Consider the following 22604-nt stretch of genomic DNA (forward strand, 5'->3'; position numbering starts at 1 on the left):
TTCCGCAGGGCCCTGCTGGGTGGCGCGCTGGCCGCGCCCGCCCCTCCTGTCCATCCCGGTGCGCGCCCAGGGTGCCATCACCCTGAACGGCGCCTCGCAGTTCAACGACGAGCACGCCTTCACCCGCAGCATGGCGCGGTTCGAGGAACTGGTGCGCCAGTACTACGGCAAGCCGATCAATTTCGTCCTGCACAAGAACAGCAGCCTCGGGCTGGAGAAGCAGTATTTCGAGTACATGGCCCAGGGGCGGGCGGTGGACTATGCCATCGTCTCCCCGGCGCATATGTCCACCTTCTCCCGCGCCGCCCCCTTCATCGACGCGCCCTTCATCTTCCGCGACCTCGAGCATTGGAACGGCGTGCTGGACGCCGACATGTTCAAGCCGGTGGCCGATGAGATCGAGCGGCGGGCGCGGGTGATGCTGATCGGCTATGCCGGTGGCGGGGTGCGCAACATCTTCGCCAACAAGCCGCTGCGCAGCATCGCGGAACTGCGCGGGTTGAAGGTGCGTGTCCAGGGCGCGCCGATCTGGAGCCGCAGCTTCGCCGCCATCGGCATGTCGCCCACCGTGATCGCCTATAACGAGGTCTATAACGGCATCCAGAACAACGTCATCGATGCCGGCGAGAACGAGGCGGCGGGCGTCGAGCAGATGCGCTTCTTCGAGGTGGCGCCGCAACTGGCCCTGACCCGGCACGCCATCACCATCCGGCCGCTCTGCTTCTCCTCCGCGAGCTTCGCGCGGCTGCCCAACGACCTCCAGGCGGCGATCCGCCGCGCCGGCAAGGAGGCCGGGGCCTTCGGCCGGCAGATCGAATCGAGCGAGGACGAGGCGAAGCTGGAGGTGCTGGAGAAGGCCGGGAAGCTGCACCGGGTCGAGTTCACCGAACGCCCGCAGATGAAGCGCCTGGTGGACCCGATCATGCAGGCCTATGCGAAGGAGATCGGCGCAGAGGCGATCCTTGGCCGCATCAACGCGCTGAACGCCTGACCTCGCCGGCGGGGCGGCCGCGCGGCCGCCCCCAATCCCCTCCCCATCCGGAGTCTCCATGACCCAGGCACCAACCGGCGGCGCCCTTGGCGTGCTGCGCCGCGTGAACCGCGCCGTTGCGCAAGGCATCACCGTGCTGCTTCTGTTCAGTGTCGCGATCCTGGTGCTGCCGGTCAGCCTGCAGATCTTCTCGCGCTACACCTCGATCATCCCCTCCTACATCTGGACCGAGGAGCTGGCGCGGTTCTGCCTGGTCTATTCGGTGATGCTCGGCGCCATGCTGGCGGTGCGGGAGGGCACGCATTTCGTGGTGGATGTCTTCCCCCGCCTCTCGCCCAAAGGCGAGGCATGGATGGAATTGCTGGCGGGCAGCTTCGTGCTGCTCTTCGCCTTCGTCTTCCTGTGGTGGGGCTGGGAGTTCACCGAATTCGCGATCTACCGGATCAGCGAACTGGCGGAATTGCCGCTCTGGACGATCCACATGGTCTGGCCGGTCGCCGGCCTGGTCTGGATGCTGTTCGAGGCGGAGCGCATGGCCGATGCGGTGGCGGTGCTGCGGGGCCGGGCGTGATGGGCGGCAATGTCCTCACCGCGGTGCAGGCGGCGGAGATCCTGTTCGGCGTCTTCTTCACCCTGCTGGTGCTGCGGGTGCCCGTCGCGGTGGCGCTCGGCCTCGCCTGCCTGCCGATCCTGCTGATCGAGCCGCGGCTCTCGCCCATGATGCTCGCGCAGGAGACCTTCAACGCCTACAACAGCTTCATCCTGCTGGCGGTGCCCTTCTTCCTGCTCACCGCCAACCTGATGAATATCGGCGGCATAACCGACCGGCTGATGAATTTCTCCCGCTCGCTGGTCGGGCATTTCCCCGGCGGGCTCGCGCAGATCAATGTGGTGCTGTCCTTCTTCTTCGCCGGGATCTCCGGCAGCAGCACCGCCGATGCCGCGTCGCAATCGAAGATCTTCATTGAGGCGCAGCGGAAGGAGGGTTATGATGACAGCTTCTCCGTCGCCATCACCGCCGTCTCCGCGGTGCTCGCCGTCATCATCCCGCCCTCCATCCTGATGATCGTCTGGGGCGGCGTGCTGACCGTCTCGATCGGCGCGCTGTTCCTGGCCGGCGTGATCCCCGGCCTGCTGATCGGCCTGGTGCAGATGGGAACCGTGCATGCCTATGCGAAGGCGCGCGGCTACCCCACCTATCCGCGCGCCACCCTGGCGCAGGTCGTCACCGGGTTCATCGTCTCGATCCCGGCGCTGACGACGCCGCTCATCATCGTCGGCGGCAAGATCTTCGGCTGGTTCACCGCGACGGAAAGCGCCTGCATTGCGGTGCTCTATGCCGGCTTCCTCTCCTTCTTCATCTACCGGGAGATGGACTGGAAAGGGTTGCTGAATGCGCTCGGCGATACCGGGCGGCTGGCCGGGATCACGCTGTTCTGCGTCGGCACGGCAAGCTGCTTCGGCTGGCTGCTGGCCTTCTACCAGATCCCGGAGGTGCTGCTTTCCGGCGTGAAATCCTGGGGGATGGGGTCGATCGGCACCGGCTTCTTCGTGGCCTTGGTCTTCCTGGTGGTGGGCTGCTTCCTCGACGCCATCCCGGCCATCATCATCGTCGGCGCCATCCTGCAGCCGCTGACCCTGGGCGTCGGCATCGATCCGGTGCATTTCGCGATGATCGGGATCATCTCGCTCGCCTTCGGGCTGGTGACGCCGCCCTACGGGCTCTGCCTGATGATCGCCTGTTCGGTGGCGGGGATACGGATGTCCGCCGCCCTCAAGGATACCTGCCTCATGCTGCTGCCGATGCTGACCGTGCTGGGGCTTATCATCGTATTCCCGAGCATCGTAATGGTCCTGCCCAACATGATCTCGCCGGAATCCCTGCGCTGAAACCCGGAGCCACCGCACCCGCACAAGGACGCGGCAGCCTGCAACCGGCGCGGCGTGGCGACGTTCCCTGCCCGTATCGGCATCCTGCCGGGAGGGCATTCCATGAGCTCCATCGTCCTGGTCGTCATCCTGATCATCGTGCTGCTCGCCGTGCTGCCGGCCTGGCCCTATAGCGGCGGCTGGGGCTACTACCCCTCGGGCATCGTCGGGCTGATCGTGGTGGTGCTGATCGTCCTGGCCTTGATGGGCAGGCTTTAGAGCGGATCGCCGCAGGGCGGAACCGCCCGGAGGCGTGAATCCGCTCTACGGACAACAGCCTGCAGCGGCGTGCCGAACCATCAATTCGGCACGCCGCTGCAGGCCGGTGCCGTGCCGCCCGGGGCCGCGCGCGGTTCCGGGCAGGCAGGTCCGGCGAGGTTCAGCCTTCTTGCTGCCGCGCCTCCAGCAACCGGGTGAGCGCGGCGTCGCGCCGGCGCGCCAGTTCCTGCACGCTGGCGCCGCCGACCTCCTCCTGCACGCCCGCGATCAGCGCCCGCTGCAATTCCGGCACCACCTCCGGGTTGCCGAGGCTGCTCCACCAACTCGTCACCGCCGGCATCAGGTGGTGCATGAAATGCGCATAGCCGCCCTCGCCGCCGGCCAGGTGGAAGGTGGCGTGCGGCCCCATCAGCGCCCAGCGCAGCCCCGGCCCCTCGGAGATCGCCGCATCGACATCGGCGACGCTGGCCACGCCCTCCGCCACCAGATGCACCGCCTCTCGCCAGAGCGCCGCCTGGAGGCGGTTCGCCAGATGCCCGGGAACCTCCTTCCGCAGCAGGATCGGGTGCTTGCCGATCCGGCGGTAGAATTCCCATCGCGGCCTCCACCGCCTCGGGGCTGGCGGTGGTGCCGCCCACCACCTCGACCAACGGGATCATGTGCGGCGGGTTGAAGGGATGGCCGATCACCAGGCGGGCGGGATGCGTCACACCCTCCGACAGGCGGCTTACGAGCAGGCCGGAGGAGGAGGAGGCGATCACCACATCCGCCGGCAGCACCGCGCTGATGGCGCGGAGCAGGGGCTGCTTCACCTCATAGCGTTCCGGCGCATTTTCCTGGATGAAGTCGCAGCCCTTGGCGGCGGCGGCGGGATCGGCCTCGAAGCGCCAGCGCGCGGGGTCGGCATCGGGCGTCGCGCCGAGCCGCTGGAGGATCGGCCAGGCATCCTCGACCATGCGGCGGATCAGGTCGGGCGCGCCGGGGGAGGGGTCGCTGGCCACCACCTCCAGCCCGCGGCTCAGGAAATAGGCGGTCCAGGAGGCGCCGATGGTGCCGGCGCCGATGACGCCGACCCGGCGCACGGGACGATGGGGGGACTGGCTCATGCGTGACCTCCTGCCTCTTGCTTGCTGTGCCAGCGCCCGGAATGACAGGGCGGGGGGTTTCGCCCGCATCCTGGCCGCCATCGGCCAGAAGGGCCATGGGGAAGGGATCAAGGATGGCGGAACAGGCAGGCGGGGCGGAACGCAGGGTCACGATCGCCGGGCGGCGGTGGCGCGTCGCGGGCGACCCGGCGGACAGCTATTTCCAATTCGTGTCGCAGCACGCACGGAGCGTGGCGCCGCTGCATTCCGTCGCGGCTGCGGTGCTGCCGCCGGATGGGGTGGCGGTGGATGTGGGGGCCAATATCGGCCTCACCGCGCTGGCGCTCGCGGCGCTGCTGCCGCAGGGGCGGGTGGTGGCGGTCGAGCCCTCGCCGCGCACCCTGGCGGCGCTGCGCCGGACCATCGCCGCCAATGGCCTGGAGGCGCGGGTGGCGGTGGAGGGGGCAGCGGTCGGCGCCGCGCCCGGCGAGGCCGAGTTCCACGATTCCGAGCATTCCGCCGGCAGCCACCTGCTCGCCGCCGGCACCATGCGGGCGGAACAGCTTGGCCGCGTGGTTGTGCCGGTGACGACGCTCGACCGGATCGCCGAGGCGCAGGGGCTGCAACGGCTCGACCTGCTGAAGATCGATGTCGAGGGTTTCGAGACCGAGGTGCTGGATGGCGCCGCCGCCACGCTGGCCCGCTACCGCCCGGTCTGCATCGCCGAGTTCAACGCCTGGACCATCATGTGCAACCGCAACCAGAACCCGCGCGAGGTGCTGGAGGACTGGCTGCGCCGCTTCCCCGTGGTGCATGCCCTGCGCGGTGCCGCACCGCCGGAGCGGGTGCGGCGGGACGACCTGCTCGGCTTCCTGCACGACCACCTGGTGGAACGGCGCTGCGCCGACGACCTGGTGCTGGGCTTCGACGATGCCTGGGTCGCGCGGTGGCAGCCGCCGGGCGGGCGGTCAGTGCGCTGAGGCCATCGCCGCCTCGGCCGCGACGCCGAGGCATTCCTCCAGCGCCGCCCGCAGCCGGCGGAGGTTGCGGTGGCGGGCGAAGCTCAGGCGCAGCGCCTCCCGCGTCTCCGCCGGCAGCACGGGCAGGTCCTGCGGCGTGCAGCCCATGTCGCCGGCGATGCCGCCGAGCAGCCCGGCCATCACCGAGGGGAAGGCGCTGGCCGGCGGCGGCTCCACCTGATGCACCGAGAGGCGCGAGAGCAGGGCCGCCGGAATGCCCCGCGTCTCATTCGCCGCCATGATCCAGAGGGCGTGGCGGAGATCGGCGGTGCTGCGGAGGCATTCATCGAACCAGGCGGCGGCGCTTTCCGGCTCGATCATCGCCAGCAGCGTGTCATGCGCGCGGCCATTGCTCTCGCGCTGGCCGCCGGCCTTCTCCACCTCGTCCAGGAACAGCACCGGGTTGGGGGCCGAGAGCCGGGCCATCTCCGCCACCGGCCAGGCCGGGGTCGCGGCGCTCCAGCCGCGCGCGGTGCCCTGGAGGCAGCGGTTGTCGGTGGCGCCGCCGAGGTTGAGGCTGGCGAAGGGCAGGTCCAGCGCCTCGGCCAGGCGGCGGGCGAACCAGGTCTTGCCCACCCCCGGCGCGCCCACCAGCAGGATCGGCCGGAGCCGCGGCGAGGGCCGCCCGGCATGCGCCGCCAGCGCCAGGGTGCGGCGGATCTCGGCCAGCGGCGCGGCGAAGGCGGGCGCCGCCTCGGCCAGGGCGCTGAGGCGCCGCCCGGCATCCCGCGGCACCCGGCGGAGCGGCAGCGGCGCGGTGAGGGGCTGGTAGAGCTGCCATTCGGCCCGGTCGTTCGGCGGCTCGAAGGGGCCGAGCACGGTGACGCCGGGGACCGTGGCCGGCGGGGGCGCCGAGGCGGCGGTCGCGGCGGCGGGGGCGGCCGCGGGCGCCTTCACCTCCAGGAATTCCGCCAGGCGGCTGGGCAGCGCCCGGCCGGTTTCGGTGCCTGGGACGAAGCGCAGCCAGAGATCGGCGGCCAGCCGGGCGGCCAGGACGAAATGGCGGAGCCCGGCGGAGGGCGCCTCGGCCAGGTTGCGCGCCTCCCGGTGCAGGCGGTGCAGCAGCGCCTCGACGCAGGCCAGCGCCGCTTGGCGGCAGAGCGGGCCGCCGCGCTCGGCGACGATGCGGGTGGCGGCCAGCACCAGTTCCGGCCCCTGGGCGAAGCGGGAGGCGATGGGGGCGAAGCCGGCCGCGAATCCCAGCAGCCCGGCATCGTCGCCCGGCCGCACCAGCCGCTCGCCGGCACGCACGGGAAACAGCGGCGAGCGCAGATGCGCCAGCAGGGCCGTCTCCAGCGCCGCCACCTCCTCCCGCTCCAGCAGCAGCCAGAGCCAGAGGGGCGGCGTGTTCTCATCGCCGAAGAGCAGGGCCGTATCGGAGGCGCTCACCTCCGGCATGGCGGGGGCGGCAGGGAGGCTGTGGCTGTCGAGGATGGTGTCGGGCAAGGTCCAGCTCGTTTCACAGTGCTCACGGAATAGAGAGCAGATGAACATTGTATTCATCGGTTTGTGAATACCTAACTGCGGCCTGCCCACCGATCCCCCCGGAGGCGTGGCCGATCTGCCCCGTTTTGCCCCGCAGTCGAATCGGTTACGGCAGGCTGGTGCCCAGCAGCCGGCCCGCCACCGCGTCCAGCTTCGCCAGCAGCGCCGGGTCGCGCATCTCGGGGGCGGTGATGATGGCGTTGTCGAGCGCCCGGTCGCAGCCGGCGGGGCAGGGGCCGCGCGGGGCGCCGAGGCCCGGCACGACCGCGCGCACCAGGGCCCGGGCACGGTCGGCATTGGCGAAGAGCACCTTCACCACCTGGTCGACCGTGACATGGTCGTGGTCCGGGTGCCAGCAGTCGAAATCCGTCACCATGGCAACGGTGGCGTAGCAAAGCTCCGCCTCCCGGGCGAGCTTGGCCTCGGGCATATTGGTCATGCCGATGACGCTGCAGCCCCATTGGCGGTAGAGCTCGCTCTCCGCCTTGGTGGAGAATTGCGGCCCCTCCATCACCAGGTAGCTGCCGCCGCGCGTCACCGGCAGGGAAAGGCCCCGCGCCGCCGCTTCCAGCGCATCGCCGAGCCGCGGGCAGACCGGGTGGGCCACCGAGACATGCGCGACGCAACCCGTGCCGAAGAAGGATTTCTGCCGGGCGAAGGTGCGGTCGATGAACTGGTCCACGATGACGAAATGCCCGGGCGGCAGGTCCTCCCGCAGCGAGCCGACGGCGGAGAGGGAAATGATCTCGGTGACGCCGGAGCGTTTCAGCGCGTCGATATTGGCGCGGTAGTTGAGGTCCGAGGGCGGGGTCGGGTGGCCGCGCCCGTGCCGAGGCAGGAAGACGCAGCGCACGCCGGCCAGCCGGCCGAAGAGCAGCGCGTCCGAGGGCTCGCCCCAGGGGGGTCTGCACCCGGCGCCACTCGCGCTCCTCCAGCCCGTCGATGTCATAGAGGCCGGAGCCGCCGATCAGGCCGATGACGGGGGTGATGCTCTCGGGCATGGGGGGAACTCCAGCTTTGGGGGCGGGCGGGTTCTATTCGCTGCGCGCGGGCCTGCCCAGGGGAGGCCGGGGATGGCATGATCGCCCATCGAGTCGCGCCCAGGCGGGACCCCGGCCAAGGAGAGCCCGCATTGCCCCGATTTCCCGTGCTGCCGCCACAGCGGATTGCGTTCATTCCTGAACGCCAATCCGCTGTAGCCCTTTGTTTGCAGCGCAGACGCACGCTCCCGGGCGTTCACGCCCGTCCGCGATCTGCTCTGGCCCTGCTGCTCGCCCTTGGCTTGGCTGCCTGCGGCCCCTCGGCGCCGCCCGGCGGCGATGCGCAGATCGAGCGCGGCACCGCGCTGCCCCCGCCCGGCCTCACCCCGCCGCCCGCCCGGCGCTGAGCCGCAGCCGGCCGGAATTGCAAGGGCCGCCCGAGGGCGGCCCTGCAAAGGGGGTGAGCGCCCCCGGTCCGCGCGGAACCGGTTGATTCCGCGCGTGCCGGACCTCAATGCACCTTGGCCCAGACCTTCCGCTTCACCGCATAGGCCAGCCCGCCCAGGATGGTGAGGAAGAGGATCATCTTCACCCCCATCGCCTTGCGGCCCTCCATCTCCGGCTCCGCCGCCCAGGCGAGGAAGGTGGTCACGTCGCGGGCCATCTGGTCGACGGTCGCGGTGGTGCCGTCATGGAAGGTCACCTGGCCCTCGCCGGAGAGCGGCGGCGCCATGGCGATCTGATGGCCGGGGAAGTACTTGTTGTAGTTCATCCCCTCCATCAGCTCGACGCCCTCGGGTGGGTTCTCCTCGTAGCCGGTGAGCAGGGCATGGACATAGTCCGGCCCGTTCTCCCGCGCCTTGGTGATGACCGAGAGGTCGGGCGGCAGGGCGCCGTTATTGGCCGCCCGCGCCGCCTTCTCATTGGCGAAGGGTGCGTGGAAACGGTCGGAGGGGCGGCCCGGCCGCTCGAACATCTCGCCATCGTCATTCGGGCCGTCCGTCACCTGCACGGTGGCGGCGATGGCCCGCACCTCGGCGTCGGACAGGCCGAGTTCGCGCAGGTTGCGGTAATAGAGCTGCCGCATGGAATGGCAGGCGGAGCAGACCTCCTTGTAGACCTGGAAGCCGCGCTGCGCGGAGGCGCGGTCGAAGGTGCCGAAGAGCCCCTCGAAGGAGAAGCGGGCGTCGGGGAGGTGGACCTCCTCCCCGGCCGCGAGCGCCGGGGAGGCACCGAGGCCGCCACCGGCCAGCAGGCCGGCCGCGACGGCCAGGGCCCTCAGGGCCGAACCGGCCCCGCCGCGAAGCGGAGAGCCAAACCCTCCGCGGAGCGGAAAACCAAACCCAGCCATCAGGCCTTCTCCATCGGCTTGCTCACGGCACCGGCGGGCAGCGGACCGCCGCCGCGCAGCACGGGCCTCGCGATGCTCTCCGGCAGCGGCAGCGGGCGTTCGACGCGCCCGAGCAGCGGCAGGAGCACCAGGAAGTAGAGGAAGTAATAAGCGGTGGAGACGCGGGCGAGCACCACATAGATGCCCTCCGGCGGCTTGCCGCCGCAGTACATCAGTACGAAGAAGGCCACCAGCCAGAGCAGCAGGAACCACTTGGCGATCGGCCGGAAGCGCATGGAGCGCACCGGGCTGGTATCCAGCCAGGGCAGCACGAAGAGCACCGCGATGGAGCCGAACATCAGCAGCACGCCGCCGAGCTTGTCCGGCACCGCGCGCAGGATCGCGTAATAGGGCAGGAAGTACCATTCCGGCACGATATGCGGCGGCGTCACCAGCGGATTGGCCGGGATGTAGTTGTCGGGGTGGCCGAGGTAGTTCGGCAGGAAGAAGACCAGCACCGCGAAGACCACGAAATACACCACCAGGCCGACGCTGTCCTTGAAGGTGTAGTAGGGGTGGAAGGGCAGCGTGTCCTGCGGACCCTTGGGGTCGATCCCGAGCGGGTTGTTCGAGCCCGTGATGTGCAGCGCCGCCACGTGCAGGAAGACCACGCCGAAGAGCACGAAGGGCAGCAGGTAGTGCAGGCTGAAGAAGCGGTTGAGCGTGGGGTTGTCCACGCTGAAGCCGCCCCAGAGCCAGGTCACGATGCTCTCGCCCACCACCGGGAAGGCGCTGAAGAGGTTGGTGATGACGGTGGCGCCCCAGAAGGACATCTGGCCCCAGGGCAGCACGTAGCCCATGAAGGCGGTGGCCATCATCAGCAGGAAGATCACCACGCCCAGCATCCAGAGCAGCTCGCGCGGCGCCTTGTAGGAGCCGTAATACATGCCGCGCCAGATGTGGATATAGGTCACGATGAAGAACATGCTGGCGCCGTTGGAGTGCACGTAGCGCAGCAGCCAGCCGTAATTCACGTCGCGCATGATGCGCTCGACGGAATCGAAGGCATATAGGACATGCGGCGTGTAGTGCATCGCCAGGAAGATGCCGGTGGCGATCATGATCAGCAGATTGACCATGGCCAGGGCGCCGAAATTCCAGAAGTAGTTGAAGTTCCGGGGCGTTGGGAACGACCCGTACTCCTTCTGCATCATGGTGAAGACCGGGAGGCGCGCGTCGATCCAGCGCACCACCGGGTTGGTGAAATCGCTCTTGTGCAGGCCGGTGGCCATGGGCCGCTCCTTGTCTGCGGGGTCGCTCGACGCCTTGGGCCTGGACCTTGGGGGCCAGGCCCTTGGCGTCCGGGCCCGCTAGCCGATCCGAATTTGCGTGTCGGAGGTGAAGACGTATTCCGGGATCACCAGGTTGGCCGGTGCCGGTCCCTGCCGGATGCGCCCCGAACTGTCATAGGCGCTGCCGTGGCAGGGGCAGAACCAGCCGTCGAAGGGGCCCTTGGGATCGGTCGGCTTCTGGCCGAGCGGCACGCAGCCGAGATGCGTGCAGATGCCGACCATCACCAGCCATTCCGGCTTCTTCACCCGGCTCTCGTCGGTCGCCGGGTCCTTCAGCTCGTTGAGCGGGACGGCGCGCGCCTCGTCGATTTCCTTCTGCGTGCGGTGCCGGATGAAGACCGGCTTGCCGCGCCAGACCACCGTCACGGCGGCGCCGGTGGCGACCGGCGCCAGATCCACCTCGGTGGTGGACAGCGCCAGCACGTCGCGCGCCGGATTCATCGAGCTGATGAAGGGCCAGACAATGGCGCCGACCCCGACCGCCGTGAAGGAACCCGCCACCAGGAACAGGAAGTCCCGGCGGGTCTCGCCGTCCTGTGCGGCGGGGGGCGCCCCGTGGGACACCATACTATCGGCCATGCCTCTCCGTCCCTGATCCCGGCCGCGCCCGCATCCCGGAGCGGGACCGGCGGGGGCCGAATGCGACACTCGCGGCGAGGGAGGATCGGGTCCGGACAAGCCGGGACCTGCGCTGCCCTCAACGCGCCGCGCCGCATATAAAGCCAGGCTGTGCAGGGTGGCAATCCGGTGGCAATCCGCCGGGGAAGCGAAGAACCGGGCCGCCCGCCTGGCCGCCGAGGAGCATGACGTGACCGAAGCCCCCCCCCTCCGCCGCCGATTCCGGGCCGGAACCCGCCGCCCACCCCTTCGCCGGCCCGGCCCGGGCTTGGTTCGAGGAATTGCGCGACCGCCTCTGCGCCGCCTTCGAGACGATCGAGGCGGAAGCCGACAGCGGTCCGCATGCCAGCCTGCCCCCCCGGCAGGTTCGAGCGCCAGGAATGGTCCCGCCCCGGCGGCGGCGGCGGCGTGATGAGCGTCATGCGCGGCCGGGTCTTCGAGAAGGTGGGGGTGAACGTCTCCACTGTGCATGGCGAATTCTCGCCGGAATCCCGGGCGCAGATCCCGGGCGCCGAGGCCGATCCGCGCTTCCTCGCCACTGGAGTCTCCCTGGTGGCGCATATGCGGAGCCCCCGCGTGCCGGCGGCGCATATGAACACCCGCTTCATCGCGACCCGCCGGGCCTGGTTCGGCGGCGGCGGCGACATCACGCCGATGGACCCGGCGGCGCCGGAGTCGCTGGAGGACGCGGCCCGCTTCCACGCCGCCTTCCGGGCCGCCTGCGACCGCCACGACCCCGGCTACTACCCGCGCTTCAAGGCCTGGTGCGACGAGTATTTCTTCCTGCCGCACCGTGGCGAGGCGCGGGGCCTCGGCGGCATCTTCTTCGACTGGCTCGGCGACCGCACGCCGGGGCACGGGATAGAAGCGGATTTCGCCTTCGTCCGGGATGTCGGCCTGGCCTTCCTCGAAGCCTATCCCGGCATCATCCGGCACCGGATGCGGGAGGGCTGGACGGCGGCGGAACGGCAGCAGCAACTGGTCCGCCGCGGCCGCTACGTGGAGTTCAACCTGTTGCAGGACCGCGGCACCCTCTTCGGCCTGAAGACCGGCGGCAATGTGGAGGCGATCCTGATGTCCCTGCCGCCGGAGGCGGCCTGGCCCTGAACGGCCCGGTCGTCCGAAGGCGAAGCCGGAGGACGTGAATCGGCCCGCAGGATACAAGCGGCCCGGTCGTCCGCAAGCGAAGCCGGAGGACGTGAACCGGCCCGCAGGATACAAGCGGGGCCGGATGCAATCGCGGGAAGCTGAGGCCGGGGCCTGGGGAAAGCGTTGCCCTTCGCCCCGCGCTCCCTATCCTGCCGCGCAAAGGGCCGCGCCAGGCGGCCGGGAGGCGAGGGCATGATCGAACTCACCATCAATGGCGAGGCGAAGCAGGTGGAGGTCGAGGCCGATACGCCCCTGCTCTGGGTGCTGCGCGACACGTTGGGGCTGACCGGCACCAAATACGGCTGCGGCATCGCCCAGTGCGGCGCCTGCACCGTGCTGGTCGATGGCCAGCCCGCCCGGTCCTGCTCGCTGCCCGTGGAGGCGGCGCAGGGCACCCGCATCACCACCATCGAGGCGATCGAGCAGGACCCGGTCGGCCGCCGCGTGGTGGCCGCCTGGGTGGCGGGGGACGTGCCGCAATGCGGCTATTGCCAGTCCGGCCAGGTGATGGCGGCCACCGCCCTGCTCCAGGCCACGCCGCGGCCCGGCGAGGCCGAGATCCAGGCGGCGATGACCAATATCTGCCGCTGCGGCACCTACAACATGATCGCCGCCGCCATCCGCCAGGCGGCGGAGGCGGCCTGAATGGCCCTGAAGGAAGGGAGGCGCTGGCCATGACCGTCGAAGACGCGCTGCTGGCCCGGATCAAGGCGGGCGAGACGCTCAACCTCTCGCGCCGCGGGCTGCTGGGCGGTGCGGCGGTGGCCGGGCTGCTGCTCGGCGCCGGCATCCCCGGCCGGGTGGCGCGCGCCCAGGCCACCAGTGGGCTGCAACATGCCACCAAGGTGGCCGCCTACCTGCATATCCGCGGGGATGGCGGCATCGAGCTGCAGAACCCCTTCGTCGAGGGCGGCCAGGGTATCGACACCGCCATCGCCCAGATCGTCGCCGAGGAACTGGATGCCGACCCCGCCCGCTTCACCGTCACCTGCGCGCCGGCCGGTGCCGACTACCTGGTGGTGGCGAATGGCCAGCGGCGGCTGACCGGTGGCAGCCTCTCGGTCCGCTCCTCCTTCGGGCATTTCCGCAAGCTCGGCGCCACCGCGCGGGCCATGCTGGTGCAGGCGGCGGCGGCGCGCTGGTCGGTGCCGGCCGCGGAACTCACCACCGAGCCCGGCCGCGTGCTGCACCAGGCCAGCGGCCGCGCCGCGGAATATGGCGAACTGGCCGAGGCGGCCGCCGCGCTGCCGCCGCCCGCCGATGCGCCGGTCAAGGACCCGAAGGACTTCCGCCTGATCGGCAAGCCGGTGCCAAAGCTCGGCATGCGGGAACGCTCGACCGGCCAGGTGCGCTACGCCATCGACCTGAAGGTGGAGGGCATGCTCCAGGCCGCGGTGATGCATGCGCCGCGGGCCGGGGCAGAGCCCGGCGAATTCGGCAACGAGGCCGCCGTGAAGGCCATGCCGGGGGTGCATTCGGTGCATCGCCTGCCCGGCGCCATCGCCGTGGTGGCGGACAGCTTCTGGCGGGCGCGGAAGGCGGCGGAGAGCCTCCAGGTGATCTGGACCGCGCTCTCCGGCCCGGTGCTGGGGGAGGACTTCTCCTCGGCCGCCATGCTGGCGCGGCTCAAAGCCGCCAAGGGCCAGCCCGGCAATGCCGCCGAGCAGGAGGGCGACGTGGAGGCGGCGCTGCGCGGCGCCGCCCAGGTGCTGGAGGCCGAATACGACGCGCCCTATCTGGCGCATGCGCAGCTCGAGCCGCCCTCGACGCTCGCGCGCTTCAACGCCGATGGCACCCTGGATGTCTGGGTGCCGAACCAGGCGCCGGAGATGTTCCAGGCCATCGCGGCCCGCGAGGCGGGGATCGAGCCGGGCCGGGTGCGCGTCCATTCGCCGCCGATCGGCGGCTTCTTCGGCCGGCACTTCACCTATGGGCCGGGGGTGCCGATGCCGCAGGCGATCCGGCTGGCCAAGGCCACCGGCCGCCCGGTGAAGGTGATCTGGACGCGGGAGGAGGAATTCGCCCGCGACGCCTATCGGCCGCTCGCCTTCGCCAGCTTCAGGGCCGGGCTCGACAGCCAGGGCGATCTGGTGGCGCTGCATGCGGCCGGGTTCGGCGAGGGGCCGATCACCCGGCATTTCGGCCCCGCCCGGCTCGGCAACCCGCCGGTGGATGGTTCGATCATGGAGGGGCTTTCGGGCAAGCCCTACCGGGTCGCCAGCAAGCGGGTGGAATTCGTGCCGGTGCCGCACCCGCCCGGGGTGAATCTCGGCTTCTGGCGCTCGGTCGGGCATTCGATGAACGACTTCTTCTTCGAATCCTTCCTGGACGAGGTGGCGCAGGCGGCCGGGCGCGACCCCTTCGCCTTCCGCCAGGCCCTGCTGCAGCACAGCCCGCGGCACCTGGCGCTGCTGCAGGCGGTGGCGGAGATGTCCGGTGGCTGGCGCGGCATCCCCTATGCCGCGCCGGATGGCACGCGGCGCGCGCGCGGCATCGCCATGGCCTCGCCCTTCGGCTCGGAGGTCGCGACCATCGCCGAGGTCTCGATCGCGGCGGGCGAAGTGGTGGTGCACGACATCTGGGTGGCGATCGACCCCGGCCGCGCGGTGAACCCGCATATCATCGAGCAGCAGGTGCAGTCGGCGGTCGCCATCGGCCTCTCCTCGGCCCTGACCGAGGAGGTGGTCTTCGAGCGCGGCCAGCCGCAGGCCCGGATACGACACCTACCTGGTGCTCCGCCGCGACCGCATGCCGCGGGTGCATACGCGGGTGGTGGAAAGCGGCGCGGCCATGGGCGGCGTCGGCGAGCCCGGCACGCCGGGGGTGCCGCCGGCGGTGGCCAATGCGGTGGCGGCGCTCGGCGGCCCGCGCATCCGCAGCCTTCCCTTCAGCAAGACGAGACTGGGACAAGCCTGATGCAAGCGGTCTGGTACGACAGGAACGGCGCGGCGGCCGAGGTGCTGGTGCATGGCGAGATGCCGACGCCCTCGCCCGGCGCCGGCGAGGTGCTGGTGCGCCTCGCCACCTCGGGCGTGAACCCCTCGGACTGGAAGACCCGGCTGGGGCGGAGCCGGCCCAAGCTGTTTCCGCGCGTCATCCCGCATAGCGACGGCGCCGGGGTGGTCGAGGCGGTGGGGGAGGGGGTGGACCGCGCCCGCATCGGTGAGCGGGTCTGGATCTGGAACGGCCAGTGGAAGCGCCCCTTCGGCACCGCGGCGGAATACATCGCGTTGCCGGCGGCGCAGGCGGTGCGGCTGCCCGATGGCACGGATTTCGCGGCCGGGGCCTGCCTCGGTATCCCGGCGCTGACCGCGCTGCATGCCCTGCTCACCGATGGCGGCGTCACCGGCCAGCGCGTGCTGGTGACGGGTGGGGCCGGCGCGGTCGGGCATTACGCCATCCAATTCGCCCGGTTGCTCGGCGCCGCGCAGGTGCTGGCGACGGTGAGCGGCGAGGCCAAGGCGGCGCATGCCATGGCGGCCGGCGCCGATGCCACCATCAACTACCGCACCGAGGATGTCGCTGCCCGCATCGCCGAGCTGACCCATGGCCGCGGCCTGGACCGGGTGGTGGAGGTCGATCTCTCCGGCAATGCGAAGCTGCTGCCCGCCATCCTGGCGCCCGGCGGGATCTGCGCCGCCTATGGCGCCAACGAGGCGACGGCTACGATGGGATTCGGCCCGGCGATCGTGAAGGGGATCAGGCTGCGCTTCTTCATCGTCTATGAGCTGACGCCAGCGCAGCGGGAGGTCGCCATCGGTGCCCTGACCGGCTGGCTGGAACGCGGCGTCCTGCGCCACAGCATCGCCGCACGGCTGCCGCTCGCGCGATGCGTCGAGGCGCATGAGGCGGTGGAGCAGGGGCGGCATATCGGGAATGTCGTGCTGGAGTGCTGAGGCGCCCCGATGGCCGCAGGGCCCGGAGGTCTGAATCGGGCCGGAGATGCAAGGCGCCCCGATGGCCGCAGGGCCGCATGGCCCGGAGGTCTGAATCGGGCCGGAGATACAAGGCGCCCTAGCTTCCCGCCTGGCCCGCCACGAAGGTGGCCGAGAGGCGTGGCGGGCTGCCATGGACGACATGGAGGAAGCGCCCGTCCTCCAGGACCTCGCCGCAGCCGCGGCGGGAGGTGCAGAGCCGGTCCCCTTCCACCCACCAGCGCAGTTCCGCGATGCGCCGTTGCGGGCGATTCAGGTCGAGGTGGTACAGCCTGCCGCCACGGTCCCAGAAGGCGTAGACATTGACCCGGGGGAACCATTCGGTGGCCCGCAGCCGCCGCCCCGTGAAAGCCTCCCTGATCTCCTCGCCGGTGAGATGGCGGCCGCGCGGGATGATGAGGGGCTGGTCCTTCGCCAAGGCCTGCATGATCTGCTCGGCGGGCCAGCCGGTGGCGCAGGCATAGGCCACTTCCATGCCGCGGCTCGATGTGTGGTGGAAACTCGGCCCGCCGCCAAGCTCGCGTCTTTCGTAGCCGGTGATCTCCGCCACATCGACATGCATACCCGCGCGCCGCGCCGCGGCCACCCAGCGCGCCCAGGCGGAAGCCGGCACCTTGCGGTCGCGGTGGTCGCCTATCACGAAGATCGGCGTGTCGAGGCGCCTGGCCGGGATGGCGCGCATCGGGTCGGCGAGATCGCCGCGCAGGGCATAGCTGTCCGCACCCACCCCGCCCGGTGTCGAACGGTAGTACTCGGCCAGGTCGAGCGGCGCCGAGGCCATCACCGCGCAGCGGATGTCAGTGCGCAGCGCCAGGAGATTGGCGAGGATGGTTCCACCGGAGGAAAAGCCGAAGAGCGTGAAGTCCTGCAAGCCATAGCGTTGCCGGAGCTGCGTCAGGGCGCCGTTCAACAGCTCGACCTCATCCTCGCTCTGCCTGTCCTCCGCATGGTCGCCGGAGGAGCCGTGCATACCCGGGCGTGCCAGGTTGATGACCGGCAGCCCCTGCATGGCGCCGCTCAACGCCTCCACGCCGTAGCGCCGCGTTTCCGGCGACAACTGGTAATACTCGCTCACCTGGTCGACATAGAGCCTGCCCGCCGCGTAACGGTAGGAAACGCCGCCGGGATCGCCGGGGATATAGACCAGCGCCGTCCTCGCTGGCCGGTCCACGCCCGCGGCCGCGTAGCGGATGCATTCCTGCCGCCTGCCGGTATCGACCCAGAGCCCGTCCGGCAGGGCGCGGCACCCCGGCTCGGTGGCGGTTGCGCCGCTGATAAGCCCGGCGCGGGTGAAGGTATCGGCCGAGAAGCCTGGCGGCGCCGTTGCCGGCGGGGCGGGGCCACCCTGCTCCACCGCGCAGCCCGCGGCCGCCAGGGGCAGCAGCAGCGCCGCGGCCAGGCGCGGCAGGCGGAGTGACGGCAGGTAGGACGGGGGATGTGCCACGGGGCAGCGTCCTGAAGCTCTGTGCGGCCAGAGAATGATGTGGTGTGCGATCCTGCCGCGGGCCAGCGCTGTGACCACCAGAGTGGCATCACGCTCACGTGGTCCGGGCGGCATCCCTGGGATAGCGGGCCGACGCGGCTGTAAGTCGGCGCCATGTCGCACAAAATGATGATGGTGCAACCGCACGAAAGCCACGGCGGTTGGATATCGTTAAAGTGAAGATCGCGAGGATGCGCCCAGGAGGACTCACCATGGCCCGGCCTGAAACGCATTATGCCCGGAGTGGTGGGGTCCATGTAGCGTACCAGGTCCATGGCAGCGGCACGACGGACCTCGTCTACATACCCGGCATCATTTCAAATCTTGATGTGCAGTGGGAGGAACCAGGCTTCGCCCGCCTGCTGGGCCGGCTCGGTGCCTTCTCTCGCCTGGTCCTGTTCGACAAGCGCGGCACCGGGCTTTCCGATCCGGTTGCGGAAGCGCCCTCGCTGGAGACGCGCATGGACGACGTGCGCGCGGTGATGGATGCCGCCGGCATGCAGCAGGCTTTCCTTCTCGGCACCTCCGAGGGCGGGCCGCTGTCCATGCTTTTTGCGGCGGCCTATCCGGAACGCACCCGTGGCCTGATCCTGTATGGCACCTATGCGTGCTTCCACACCGCCGTGCTGCTTCCTGAGCAGTTGGAGGATTTCATCCGCCGGATCGAGGCCGGATGGGGCAGCGGCGCCTCGCTGCAATATTTCGCGCCGGGCCGGGCCAATGACCTGGCGTTCCGCGAATGGTGGGCGCGCTTCGAAAGCCTCGGCGCCAGCCCCGATACGATGGTCCGCCTGGCGCGCATGTGTGCCCCGGTCGATCTCCGCCATCTGCTGCCAGCGATCGGCGTGCCGACGCTCGTGCTCCACCGCGCCGGCGACGTGCGGGTGAAGGTGGCGGCGGGGCGGGAACTGGCAGCCTGCATCCCTGGCGCGCGCTATGCCGAATTGCCGGGCACCGATCACCCGCTCTTCACCGGCGATCTGGATGCGGCGGTGGACGAGATCGAGGAGTTCATCACCGGCCTCCGCCCTGCACCCAGCGTCACGCTGGGCCGCGTCCTGGCCACCGTGCTCGCGGCCGAGGTCGCGGATGCGGAGCGGGTTGCGGGCGCGCTCGGCGATGATGGCTGGCACGAGCGCATGGAGCGCTGGCGCTCATTGACGGCGGCGGCGGTGGCCAGGTTCCAGGGCCGCCCCTTGGGGTTGATGCGCGCGGATGGCGCCTGGCTCGCGGGTTTCGACGGCCCGGCACGTGCGGTGCGCTGCGGAATGGCGCTGCGCCAGGCAGCCGAAGCGGCGTTGGATGGCTGCATGCTTCGCTGCGGCGTCCATACCGGCGAGATCACCCCGCCCAAGGGGAACGAAGATCTTGGCGGCCTGGCGGTGAACCTGGCCTTGCATATCGCCGCGCTGGCCCGGCCGGGAGAAGTGCTGGTGACCGGCACGGTGCGCGACCTCGCCGCCGGCTCCGGCCTGCGCTTCCGGGAGCGCGAGCAGCGCCTGGCGCTGCCGCGCGAGGCCGGCGGGACGCAGCTTCGGCTATTCGCCCTGGCCGGCGACGACCGACAGACGGCACCAGCGGAAGCCCATGCCCACCCGCTCTCCGCCAGGCTGTCCAGCCTCTCGGCGCGCGAGCGGGAGATCCTGCGGCTGGTCGCACGCGGCCTCAGCAATTCGGCGATCGCCGCGGACCGCGCCTTGTCCGAGCACACGGTGAAGCGGCATGTCGCCAATATCCTGACCAAGCTCGGCCTACCGACCCGCGCGGCGGCGGCGGCCCTGGCGGCGCGCGCCGACATCATCTGACGCCCCGCGCGGAACCGCCGATTGCGGCCCGTCTCAGCCGGTCCTGACCCGATCGGGCCATGCATGTTCCGCGAAGAACGGGGGAAGCGGCCCTGCGTGACGGGGTGCAGGCTGCACTTTGCGAACAGCGCTTCGCAAGGGAGGACGCTACAATGCGGAAGATCCTCATCATCGGCGCAGCCGGATTGGCCGCAACGCTCGCGGCCGGGACCGTGCAGGCGCAACGCGCCAATGACTTCGGTTATCTGGCACCCGATGTCGGCAATGTGGTCGGCGGCGGCAGCGCCACGATCTCGGGTGGTGGCGAGGACATGGTCATCACCTATGGCAGCGGCGGAGCCGGCGGCGGCGGCGGCCGCCCGGCGCAGCCGGGCTGGTTCGCCCAAATCATCGGCAATCACGGCGACGGGCCGGAGCTCGGGCATGTCGGACCGCCACCCGCCGGGAGCGGCCGGGAAGCCTGGCTGACAGGCGGCGGCGACGACAATCTTCAGGTGGTATATTCCAACCCCGCCACGTCGCGGCGGTGACGGCTTCCTGCCCCTGGCCTTGCTGAAGGCCAGGGGCAGTCAGGGTGCCAGGCTTCGCCTCCTGGATTGCCATTACCGGCTAATTCCGCGTTACGCCGTTCCCGCCGCAAACCTGCGGGCCGGGGCGCCCTGCATGCAAATTGCGACATTCGGCATCCGCCGCCGGGTCGTGCGGTGCCCGGCGATCCGCGCTAGGCTGGCCGGACAACAAGATTCCTCTGGAGGATATGCCTTGCTCCGCCGTCGCAGCCTGATCGCCGCCCCGCTTGCCACTGCCTTGCCCATGGCCGCCCTGTCCCGCCCCGCTTTGGCCCAGACCTCCTGGCCGGACCGGCCGCTCCGCATCGTGGTCGGCTATCCGCCAGGAGGCTCGCTGGATGTGCTGACGCGGGTGCTGGCGGAACAGCTCGCGCAGCGCCTCGGCCAGCCCGTGGTGGTGGAGAACCGGCCGGGTGCCGGCGGCAATATCGGCGCCGACGTGGTCGCCAAGGCGACGCCCGACGGCTACACCATCGCCTGTGCCGGCATCGGCATCTGGGTGATCAACCAGCACCTCTATCCCAGCATGCCCTTCGAGGCGCAGCGGGACCTGCTGCCGCTCTCGATGACCTGGGAATTCCCGAATGTCGCCGTCGTGCCGGCGCAGCATGTCCCGGCGCGCAACGTGCAGGAATTCGTCGCCTGGGCGAAGCAGCGGCGCGACGGCATCAGCTACGGCTCCCCCCGGCGTCGGCACCACGCCGCATCTCTCGGCGGCGCTGTTCATGGAGCGCACCGGGGTCAATGGCGTGCATGTCCCCTTCCGCGGCGCCGCCCAGACCATCCCGGCGATGCTCTCGGGCGATGTGCAATTCGCGCTCGACAACCTCGCCTCCTATGTCCCGGTGATCCAGGAAGGACGGATGCGCGCGCTGGCGGTGACCAGTGCCGAGCGCTGGCCGACCCTGCCGGACGTGCCCACCATGAAGGAGGCGGGGCTGGATGACTTCGTCGTCGCCTCCTGGACCAATTTCGCCGTGCCCGCCGCCACGCCGCGGCCGATCGTGGACCGGCTGAGCACGGAGATCCGCCGCGTCACCTCCGACCCGGCGCTGCGGCAGCGGGCGCAGGGCATGGGCGCCAAGCTCCTCGGCTCCACGCCGGAGGAGGCGCTGGCCTATGTGCGGTCCGAACTGCCGAAATGGCAGGAGATGGTGCGGATTTCCGGCGCCCGGATGGATTAGGCCGGCAGATCGCGCACCGGCCTCAGCGGCTTCCGTTCAGGCCTGGACGGAAGCCACTCCCGGGTGATCTCCGGGAGGGCGCTTCACGCGGGCGCCCGGAGGCTGGCGTATTCAGGCCAAACCGCGATCCGGCCTAGCTTTTGGTCTTCGGGTCGTGGGTATGGTGCCGGTCCCGCTCGCCGCCGCCGCCGGAGACGCGGGCTTGGTCGGGGTTGGTGGGCTCGCCCGGATCAGGGGCTTGGTCGTCCCGCACCCGGTGGGCGCTGCCATGGGCGCCGCCCTGGTGGCTGCTGCCGGGGCCACCCTTGTGGCGGCCCACCTCATGCTCGCCGCGCTGCTGCTTCATGGGATCACCGGTCCTGCTGATAGCCCTGGTTATGCGTGTTCTGCCAGGTATTGCCCTGCCGGCCCTGCTGCTCGGTCTTGCGGTTCTTCGATTCGATGTTCTCCTTGGCCTGGTCGGGCGGCAGCCGGCCCTCGGCGGTGCCGGCATCGCCCTGGGGGCTGCGGTTCGCGGGCGGGACAGGCGGGGGATGGGCTTTTCCGGTCATCAGGGGGGGTCCCTTCTCCATCCTTGGGGTGACAGGACAACGCCCGGCCTCGCGCGGGCGTTCCTGCCGGTGCCGCTTCCCAGCCCGGCTTGCCCGGTTCCAGCCGGCCGGGGTCTGGTCCCTGTCGAGCCGGCGATTCACGCCCTGGGTGTTTCCACCCAGGGCGATCGCAGGCTAGACGGCGCCCGATGCCCGAACCCTCACCCCCGCCCCGCCGCGCCGCCTGGCTGAACAGCCTCTTCGTGGACCATGCCCTGCTGCGGCTGCCCTGGCGCAATTGGGGGGTGGTCGAGAGCGGCCGGCTCTACCGCTCCAACCACCCGCTGCCCTGGCAATTGCGCCAGGCGGCGGCGCGTTTCGGGCTGCGCACCGTCATCAACCTGCGTGGCCAGCGGCTGGAATGCGGCTCCGACCGGCTGGGCCGGGCGACGGCGGCGGAACTCGGCCTGGCGCATATCGACGCGCCCTTCGAGAGCCGCGGGGCGCCGCACCGGGACCGCATCCTGCGCCTGGCCGAGATCTACCGGCACATGGCCGAGCCGGCGCTGATTCATTGCAAATCCGGCGCCGATCGCACCGGGCTTGCCGCCGGGATCTGGCTGCTGCTGCAGGGCCACCCGCCGGAGGCGGCGCTGGACCAGCTTTCGCTGCGCTTCGGGCATCTTCGCCAGAGCCGCACCGGCATCCTCGACGCCTTCTTCGCCCTTTATGCGGAGGCGCTGCGGCAGCGGCCCAAGCCCTTCCTCGACTGGCTGCGCGAGGATTACGACGAGGAGGCGCTGCGGCGGAACTTCCAGTCCCGCGCCTGGGCGGACCGGCTGATGGACGGCATCCTGCGCCGCGAATAGAGCAGATCGCCGCAGGGCGGAACCGCCCGAAGGCGTGAATCTGCTCACCAAACAACAGGCTACAGCGGCGTG

19 protein-coding genes and 4 pseudogenes are annotated in these 22604 nt (G+C 70.5%); 13 read left to right on the forward strand and 10 right to left on the reverse strand.

Annotated elements, in window-relative coordinates; genetic code table 11:
- Positions 1-19: 19 nt before the first annotated feature.
- The 4 genes from KSF81_RS11700 (at position 20) to KSF81_RS11715 (ending at position 3139) form a co-directional block, all read left to right on the forward strand.
- The gene (locus tag KSF81_RS11700) at positions 20-991 is read left to right on the forward strand and encodes a TRAP transporter substrate-binding protein (RefSeq protein ID WP_309139544.1); all 972 of its coding nucleotides are present in this window, start codon (positions 20-22) and stop codon (positions 989-991) included.
- 58 nt (positions 992-1049) lie between these two features.
- Complete coding sequence (locus KSF81_RS11705) at positions 1050-1562, forward strand: TRAP transporter small permease (protein ID WP_217379129.1); 513 nt, start codon at positions 1050-1052, stop codon at positions 1560-1562.
- A complete protein-coding gene (locus KSF81_RS11710; protein WP_217379130.1) occupies positions 1562-2881 on the forward strand; it encodes a TRAP transporter large permease in 1320 nt (439 codons plus the stop codon). The genes KSF81_RS11705 and KSF81_RS11710 overlap by 1 nt, the downstream gene beginning before the upstream one ends.
- 102 nt (positions 2882-2983) lie before the next feature.
- On the forward strand, positions 2984-3139 hold the full coding sequence (locus KSF81_RS11715; RefSeq protein WP_217379131.1) for a DUF3309 family protein: 156 nt from the start codon (positions 2984-2986) through the stop codon (positions 3137-3139).
- Between the two features lie 160 nt (positions 3140-3299).
- Here the strand turns inward: KSF81_RS11715 and KSF81_RS11720 are convergent, their stop codons facing one another.
- Entirely contained in the window at positions 3300-3716 is a 417-nt protein-coding gene (locus KSF81_RS11720; protein ID WP_217381663.1) for a 3-hydroxyacyl-CoA dehydrogenase family protein, read from the reverse strand.
- A 73-nt stretch (positions 3717-3789) separates the two neighbouring features.
- Positions 3790-4326 (reverse strand): annotated as a pseudogene (locus KSF81_RS32070) (3-hydroxyacyl-CoA dehydrogenase NAD-binding domain-containing protein); the annotation flags it as partial.
- 32 nt (positions 4327-4358) lie between these two features.
- Here KSF81_RS32070 and KSF81_RS11730 point away from each other — a divergent pair.
- Entirely contained in the window at positions 4359-5204 is an 846-nt protein-coding gene (locus KSF81_RS11730) for an FkbM family methyltransferase (protein ID WP_217379132.1), read from the forward strand.
- Here the strand turns inward: KSF81_RS11730 and KSF81_RS11735 are convergent.
- The 5 genes and pseudogenes from KSF81_RS11735 to petA form a co-directional block, all read right to left on the reverse strand.
- On the reverse strand, positions 5193-6689 hold the full coding sequence (locus tag KSF81_RS11735; protein ID WP_217379133.1) for an AAA family ATPase: 1497 nt from the start codon (positions 6687-6689) through the stop codon (positions 5193-5195). The two genes, KSF81_RS11730 and KSF81_RS11735, sit on opposite strands and share 12 nt — an antisense overlap.
- A 145-nt stretch (positions 6690-6834) precedes the next feature.
- Positions 6835-7729 (reverse strand): annotated as a pseudogene (locus KSF81_RS11740) (S-methyl-5'-thioadenosine phosphorylase).
- A gap of 490 nt (positions 7730-8219) precedes the next feature.
- Positions 8220-9059: a cytochrome c1 gene (locus tag KSF81_RS11745; protein WP_217379134.1), complete on the reverse strand. Its 840-nt coding sequence runs from the start codon at positions 9057-9059 to the stop codon at positions 8220-8222.
- A complete protein-coding gene (locus tag KSF81_RS11750; RefSeq protein ID WP_217379135.1) occupies positions 9059-10330 on the reverse strand; it encodes a cytochrome b/b6 in 1272 nt (423 codons plus the stop codon). The genes KSF81_RS11745 and KSF81_RS11750 overlap by 1 nt, the downstream gene beginning before the upstream one ends.
- A gap of 78 nt (positions 10331-10408) precedes the next feature.
- Complete coding sequence (gene petA / locus KSF81_RS11755) at positions 10409-10969, reverse strand: ubiquinol-cytochrome c reductase iron-sulfur subunit (RefSeq protein ID WP_217379136.1); 561 nt, start codon at positions 10967-10969, stop codon at positions 10409-10411.
- Between the two features lie 257 nt (positions 10970-11226).
- On the opposite strand from petA, the pseudogene hemF reads away from it, so the two are divergent.
- The 3 genes and pseudogenes from hemF to KSF81_RS11770 form a co-directional block, all read left to right on the forward strand.
- Positions 11227-12115, forward strand: a pseudogene (gene hemF / locus KSF81_RS11760) (oxygen-dependent coproporphyrinogen oxidase); the annotation flags it as partial.
- Between the two features lie 234 nt (positions 12116-12349).
- Positions 12350-12802, forward strand: coding sequence for a (2Fe-2S)-binding protein (locus KSF81_RS11765; RefSeq protein WP_217379137.1), 453 nt, complete (start codon positions 12350-12352; stop codon positions 12800-12802).
- A 29-nt stretch (positions 12803-12831) separates the two neighbouring features.
- Positions 12832-16053 (forward strand): molybdopterin cofactor-binding domain-containing protein, encoded by a 3222-nt coding sequence (locus tag KSF81_RS11770; protein WP_254453473.1) that lies wholly within the window; start codon positions 12832-12834, stop codon positions 16051-16053.
- Between the two features lie 118 nt (positions 16054-16171).
- Here the strand turns inward: KSF81_RS11770 and KSF81_RS11780 are convergent, their stop codons facing one another.
- A complete protein-coding gene (locus KSF81_RS11780; protein ID WP_217379139.1) occupies positions 16172-17536 on the reverse strand; it encodes an alpha/beta fold hydrolase in 1365 nt (454 codons plus the stop codon).
- A 251-nt stretch (positions 17537-17787) separates the two neighbouring features.
- On the opposite strand from KSF81_RS11780, the gene KSF81_RS11785 reads away from it, so the two are divergent.
- From KSF81_RS11785 to KSF81_RS29555, 4 genes and pseudogenes are all read left to right on the forward strand, one after another.
- Positions 17788-19380, forward strand: coding sequence for an alpha/beta fold hydrolase (locus tag KSF81_RS11785; RefSeq protein ID WP_217379140.1), 1593 nt, complete (start codon positions 17788-17790; stop codon positions 19378-19380).
- Between the two features lie 152 nt (positions 19381-19532).
- The gene (locus tag KSF81_RS11790; protein WP_217379141.1) at positions 19533-19910 is read left to right on the forward strand and encodes a hypothetical protein; all 378 of its coding nucleotides are present in this window, start codon (positions 19533-19535) and stop codon (positions 19908-19910) included.
- Between the two features lie 283 nt (positions 19911-20193).
- A pseudogene (locus KSF81_RS29550) lies at positions 20194-20565 on the forward strand (Bug family tripartite tricarboxylate transporter substrate binding protein); the annotation flags it as partial.
- A gap of 109 nt (positions 20566-20674) precedes the next feature.
- Positions 20675-21133, forward strand: coding sequence for a tripartite tricarboxylate transporter substrate binding protein (locus tag KSF81_RS29555; RefSeq protein WP_254453474.1), 459 nt, complete (start codon positions 20675-20677; stop codon positions 21131-21133).
- 133 nt (positions 21134-21266) lie between these two features.
- On the opposite strand, the gene KSF81_RS11800 is transcribed toward KSF81_RS29555, so the two are convergent.
- Together KSF81_RS11800 and KSF81_RS11805 are read right to left on the reverse strand one after the other, a co-directional pair.
- Positions 21267-21479: a hypothetical protein gene (locus KSF81_RS11800; RefSeq protein WP_217379142.1), complete on the reverse strand. Its 213-nt coding sequence runs from the start codon at positions 21477-21479 to the stop codon at positions 21267-21269.
- Positions 21480-21483: 4 nt separating this feature from the next.
- Positions 21484-21684 carry a hypothetical protein gene (locus tag KSF81_RS11805; protein WP_217379143.1) on the reverse strand — a complete coding sequence of 67 codons (201 nt, stop codon included), beginning with the start codon at positions 21682-21684 and terminating at the stop codon, positions 21484-21486.
- Between the two features lie 188 nt (positions 21685-21872).
- On the opposite strand from KSF81_RS11805, the gene KSF81_RS11810 reads away from it, so the two are divergent.
- The gene (locus KSF81_RS11810) at positions 21873-22532 is read left to right on the forward strand and encodes a tyrosine-protein phosphatase (RefSeq protein ID WP_217379144.1); all 660 of its coding nucleotides are present in this window, start codon (positions 21873-21875) and stop codon (positions 22530-22532) included.
- Positions 22533-22604 lie beyond the last annotated feature (72 nt).

This window comes from Siccirubricoccus sp. G192 (assembly GCF_019084075.1).
Taxonomy (GTDB): domain Bacteria; phylum Pseudomonadota; class Alphaproteobacteria; order Acetobacterales; family Acetobacteraceae; genus G192.

What these genes read in the sequence shown, in the direction of transcription:
- KSF81_RS11705 (WP_217379129.1), top strand. Translation starts at nt 1,050, where the DNA reads ATGACCCAGGCACCAACCGGCGGCGCCCTTGGCGTGCTGCGCCGCGTG.
- KSF81_RS11710 (WP_217379130.1), top strand. Translation starts at nt 1,562, where the DNA reads ATGGGCGGCAATGTCCTCACCGCGGTGCAGGCGGCGGAGATCCTGTTC.
- KSF81_RS11715 (WP_217379131.1), top strand. Translation starts at nt 2,984, where the DNA reads ATGAGCTCCATCGTCCTGGTCGTCATCCTGATCATCGTGCTGCTCGCC.
- KSF81_RS11730 (WP_217379132.1), top strand. Translation starts at nt 4,359, where the DNA reads ATGGCGGAACAGGCAGGCGGGGCGGAACGCAGGGTCACGATCGCCGGG.
- KSF81_RS11745 (WP_217379134.1), bottom strand. Translation starts at nt 9,059, where the DNA reads ATGGCTGGGTTTGGTTTTCCGCTCCGCGGAGGGTTTGGCTCTCCGCTT.
- KSF81_RS11750 (WP_217379135.1), bottom strand. Translation starts at nt 10,330, where the DNA reads ATGGCCACCGGCCTGCACAAGAGCGATTTCACCAACCCGGTGGTGCGC.
- petA (WP_217379136.1), bottom strand. Translation starts at nt 10,969, where the DNA reads ATGGCCGATAGTATGGTGTCCCACGGGGCGCCCCCCGCCGCACAGGAC.
- KSF81_RS11765 (WP_217379137.1), top strand. Translation starts at nt 12,350, where the DNA reads ATGATCGAACTCACCATCAATGGCGAGGCGAAGCAGGTGGAGGTCGAG.
- KSF81_RS11770 (WP_254453473.1), top strand. Translation starts at nt 12,832, where the DNA reads ATGACCGTCGAAGACGCGCTGCTGGCCCGGATCAAGGCGGGCGAGACG.
- KSF81_RS11785 (WP_217379140.1), top strand. Translation starts at nt 17,788, where the DNA reads ATGGCCCGGCCTGAAACGCATTATGCCCGGAGTGGTGGGGTCCATGTA.
- KSF81_RS11790 (WP_217379141.1), top strand. Translation starts at nt 19,533, where the DNA reads ATGCGGAAGATCCTCATCATCGGCGCAGCCGGATTGGCCGCAACGCTC.
- KSF81_RS29555 (WP_254453474.1), top strand. Translation starts at nt 20,675, where the DNA reads ATGGAGCGCACCGGGGTCAATGGCGTGCATGTCCCCTTCCGCGGCGCC.
- KSF81_RS11800 (WP_217379142.1), bottom strand. Translation starts at nt 21,479, where the DNA reads ATGAAGCAGCAGCGCGGCGAGCATGAGGTGGGCCGCCACAAGGGTGGC.
- KSF81_RS11805 (WP_217379143.1), bottom strand. Translation starts at nt 21,684, where the DNA reads ATGACCGGAAAAGCCCATCCCCCGCCTGTCCCGCCCGCGAACCGCAGC.
- KSF81_RS11810 (WP_217379144.1), top strand. Translation starts at nt 21,873, where the DNA reads ATGCCCGAACCCTCACCCCCGCCCCGCCGCGCCGCCTGGCTGAACAGC.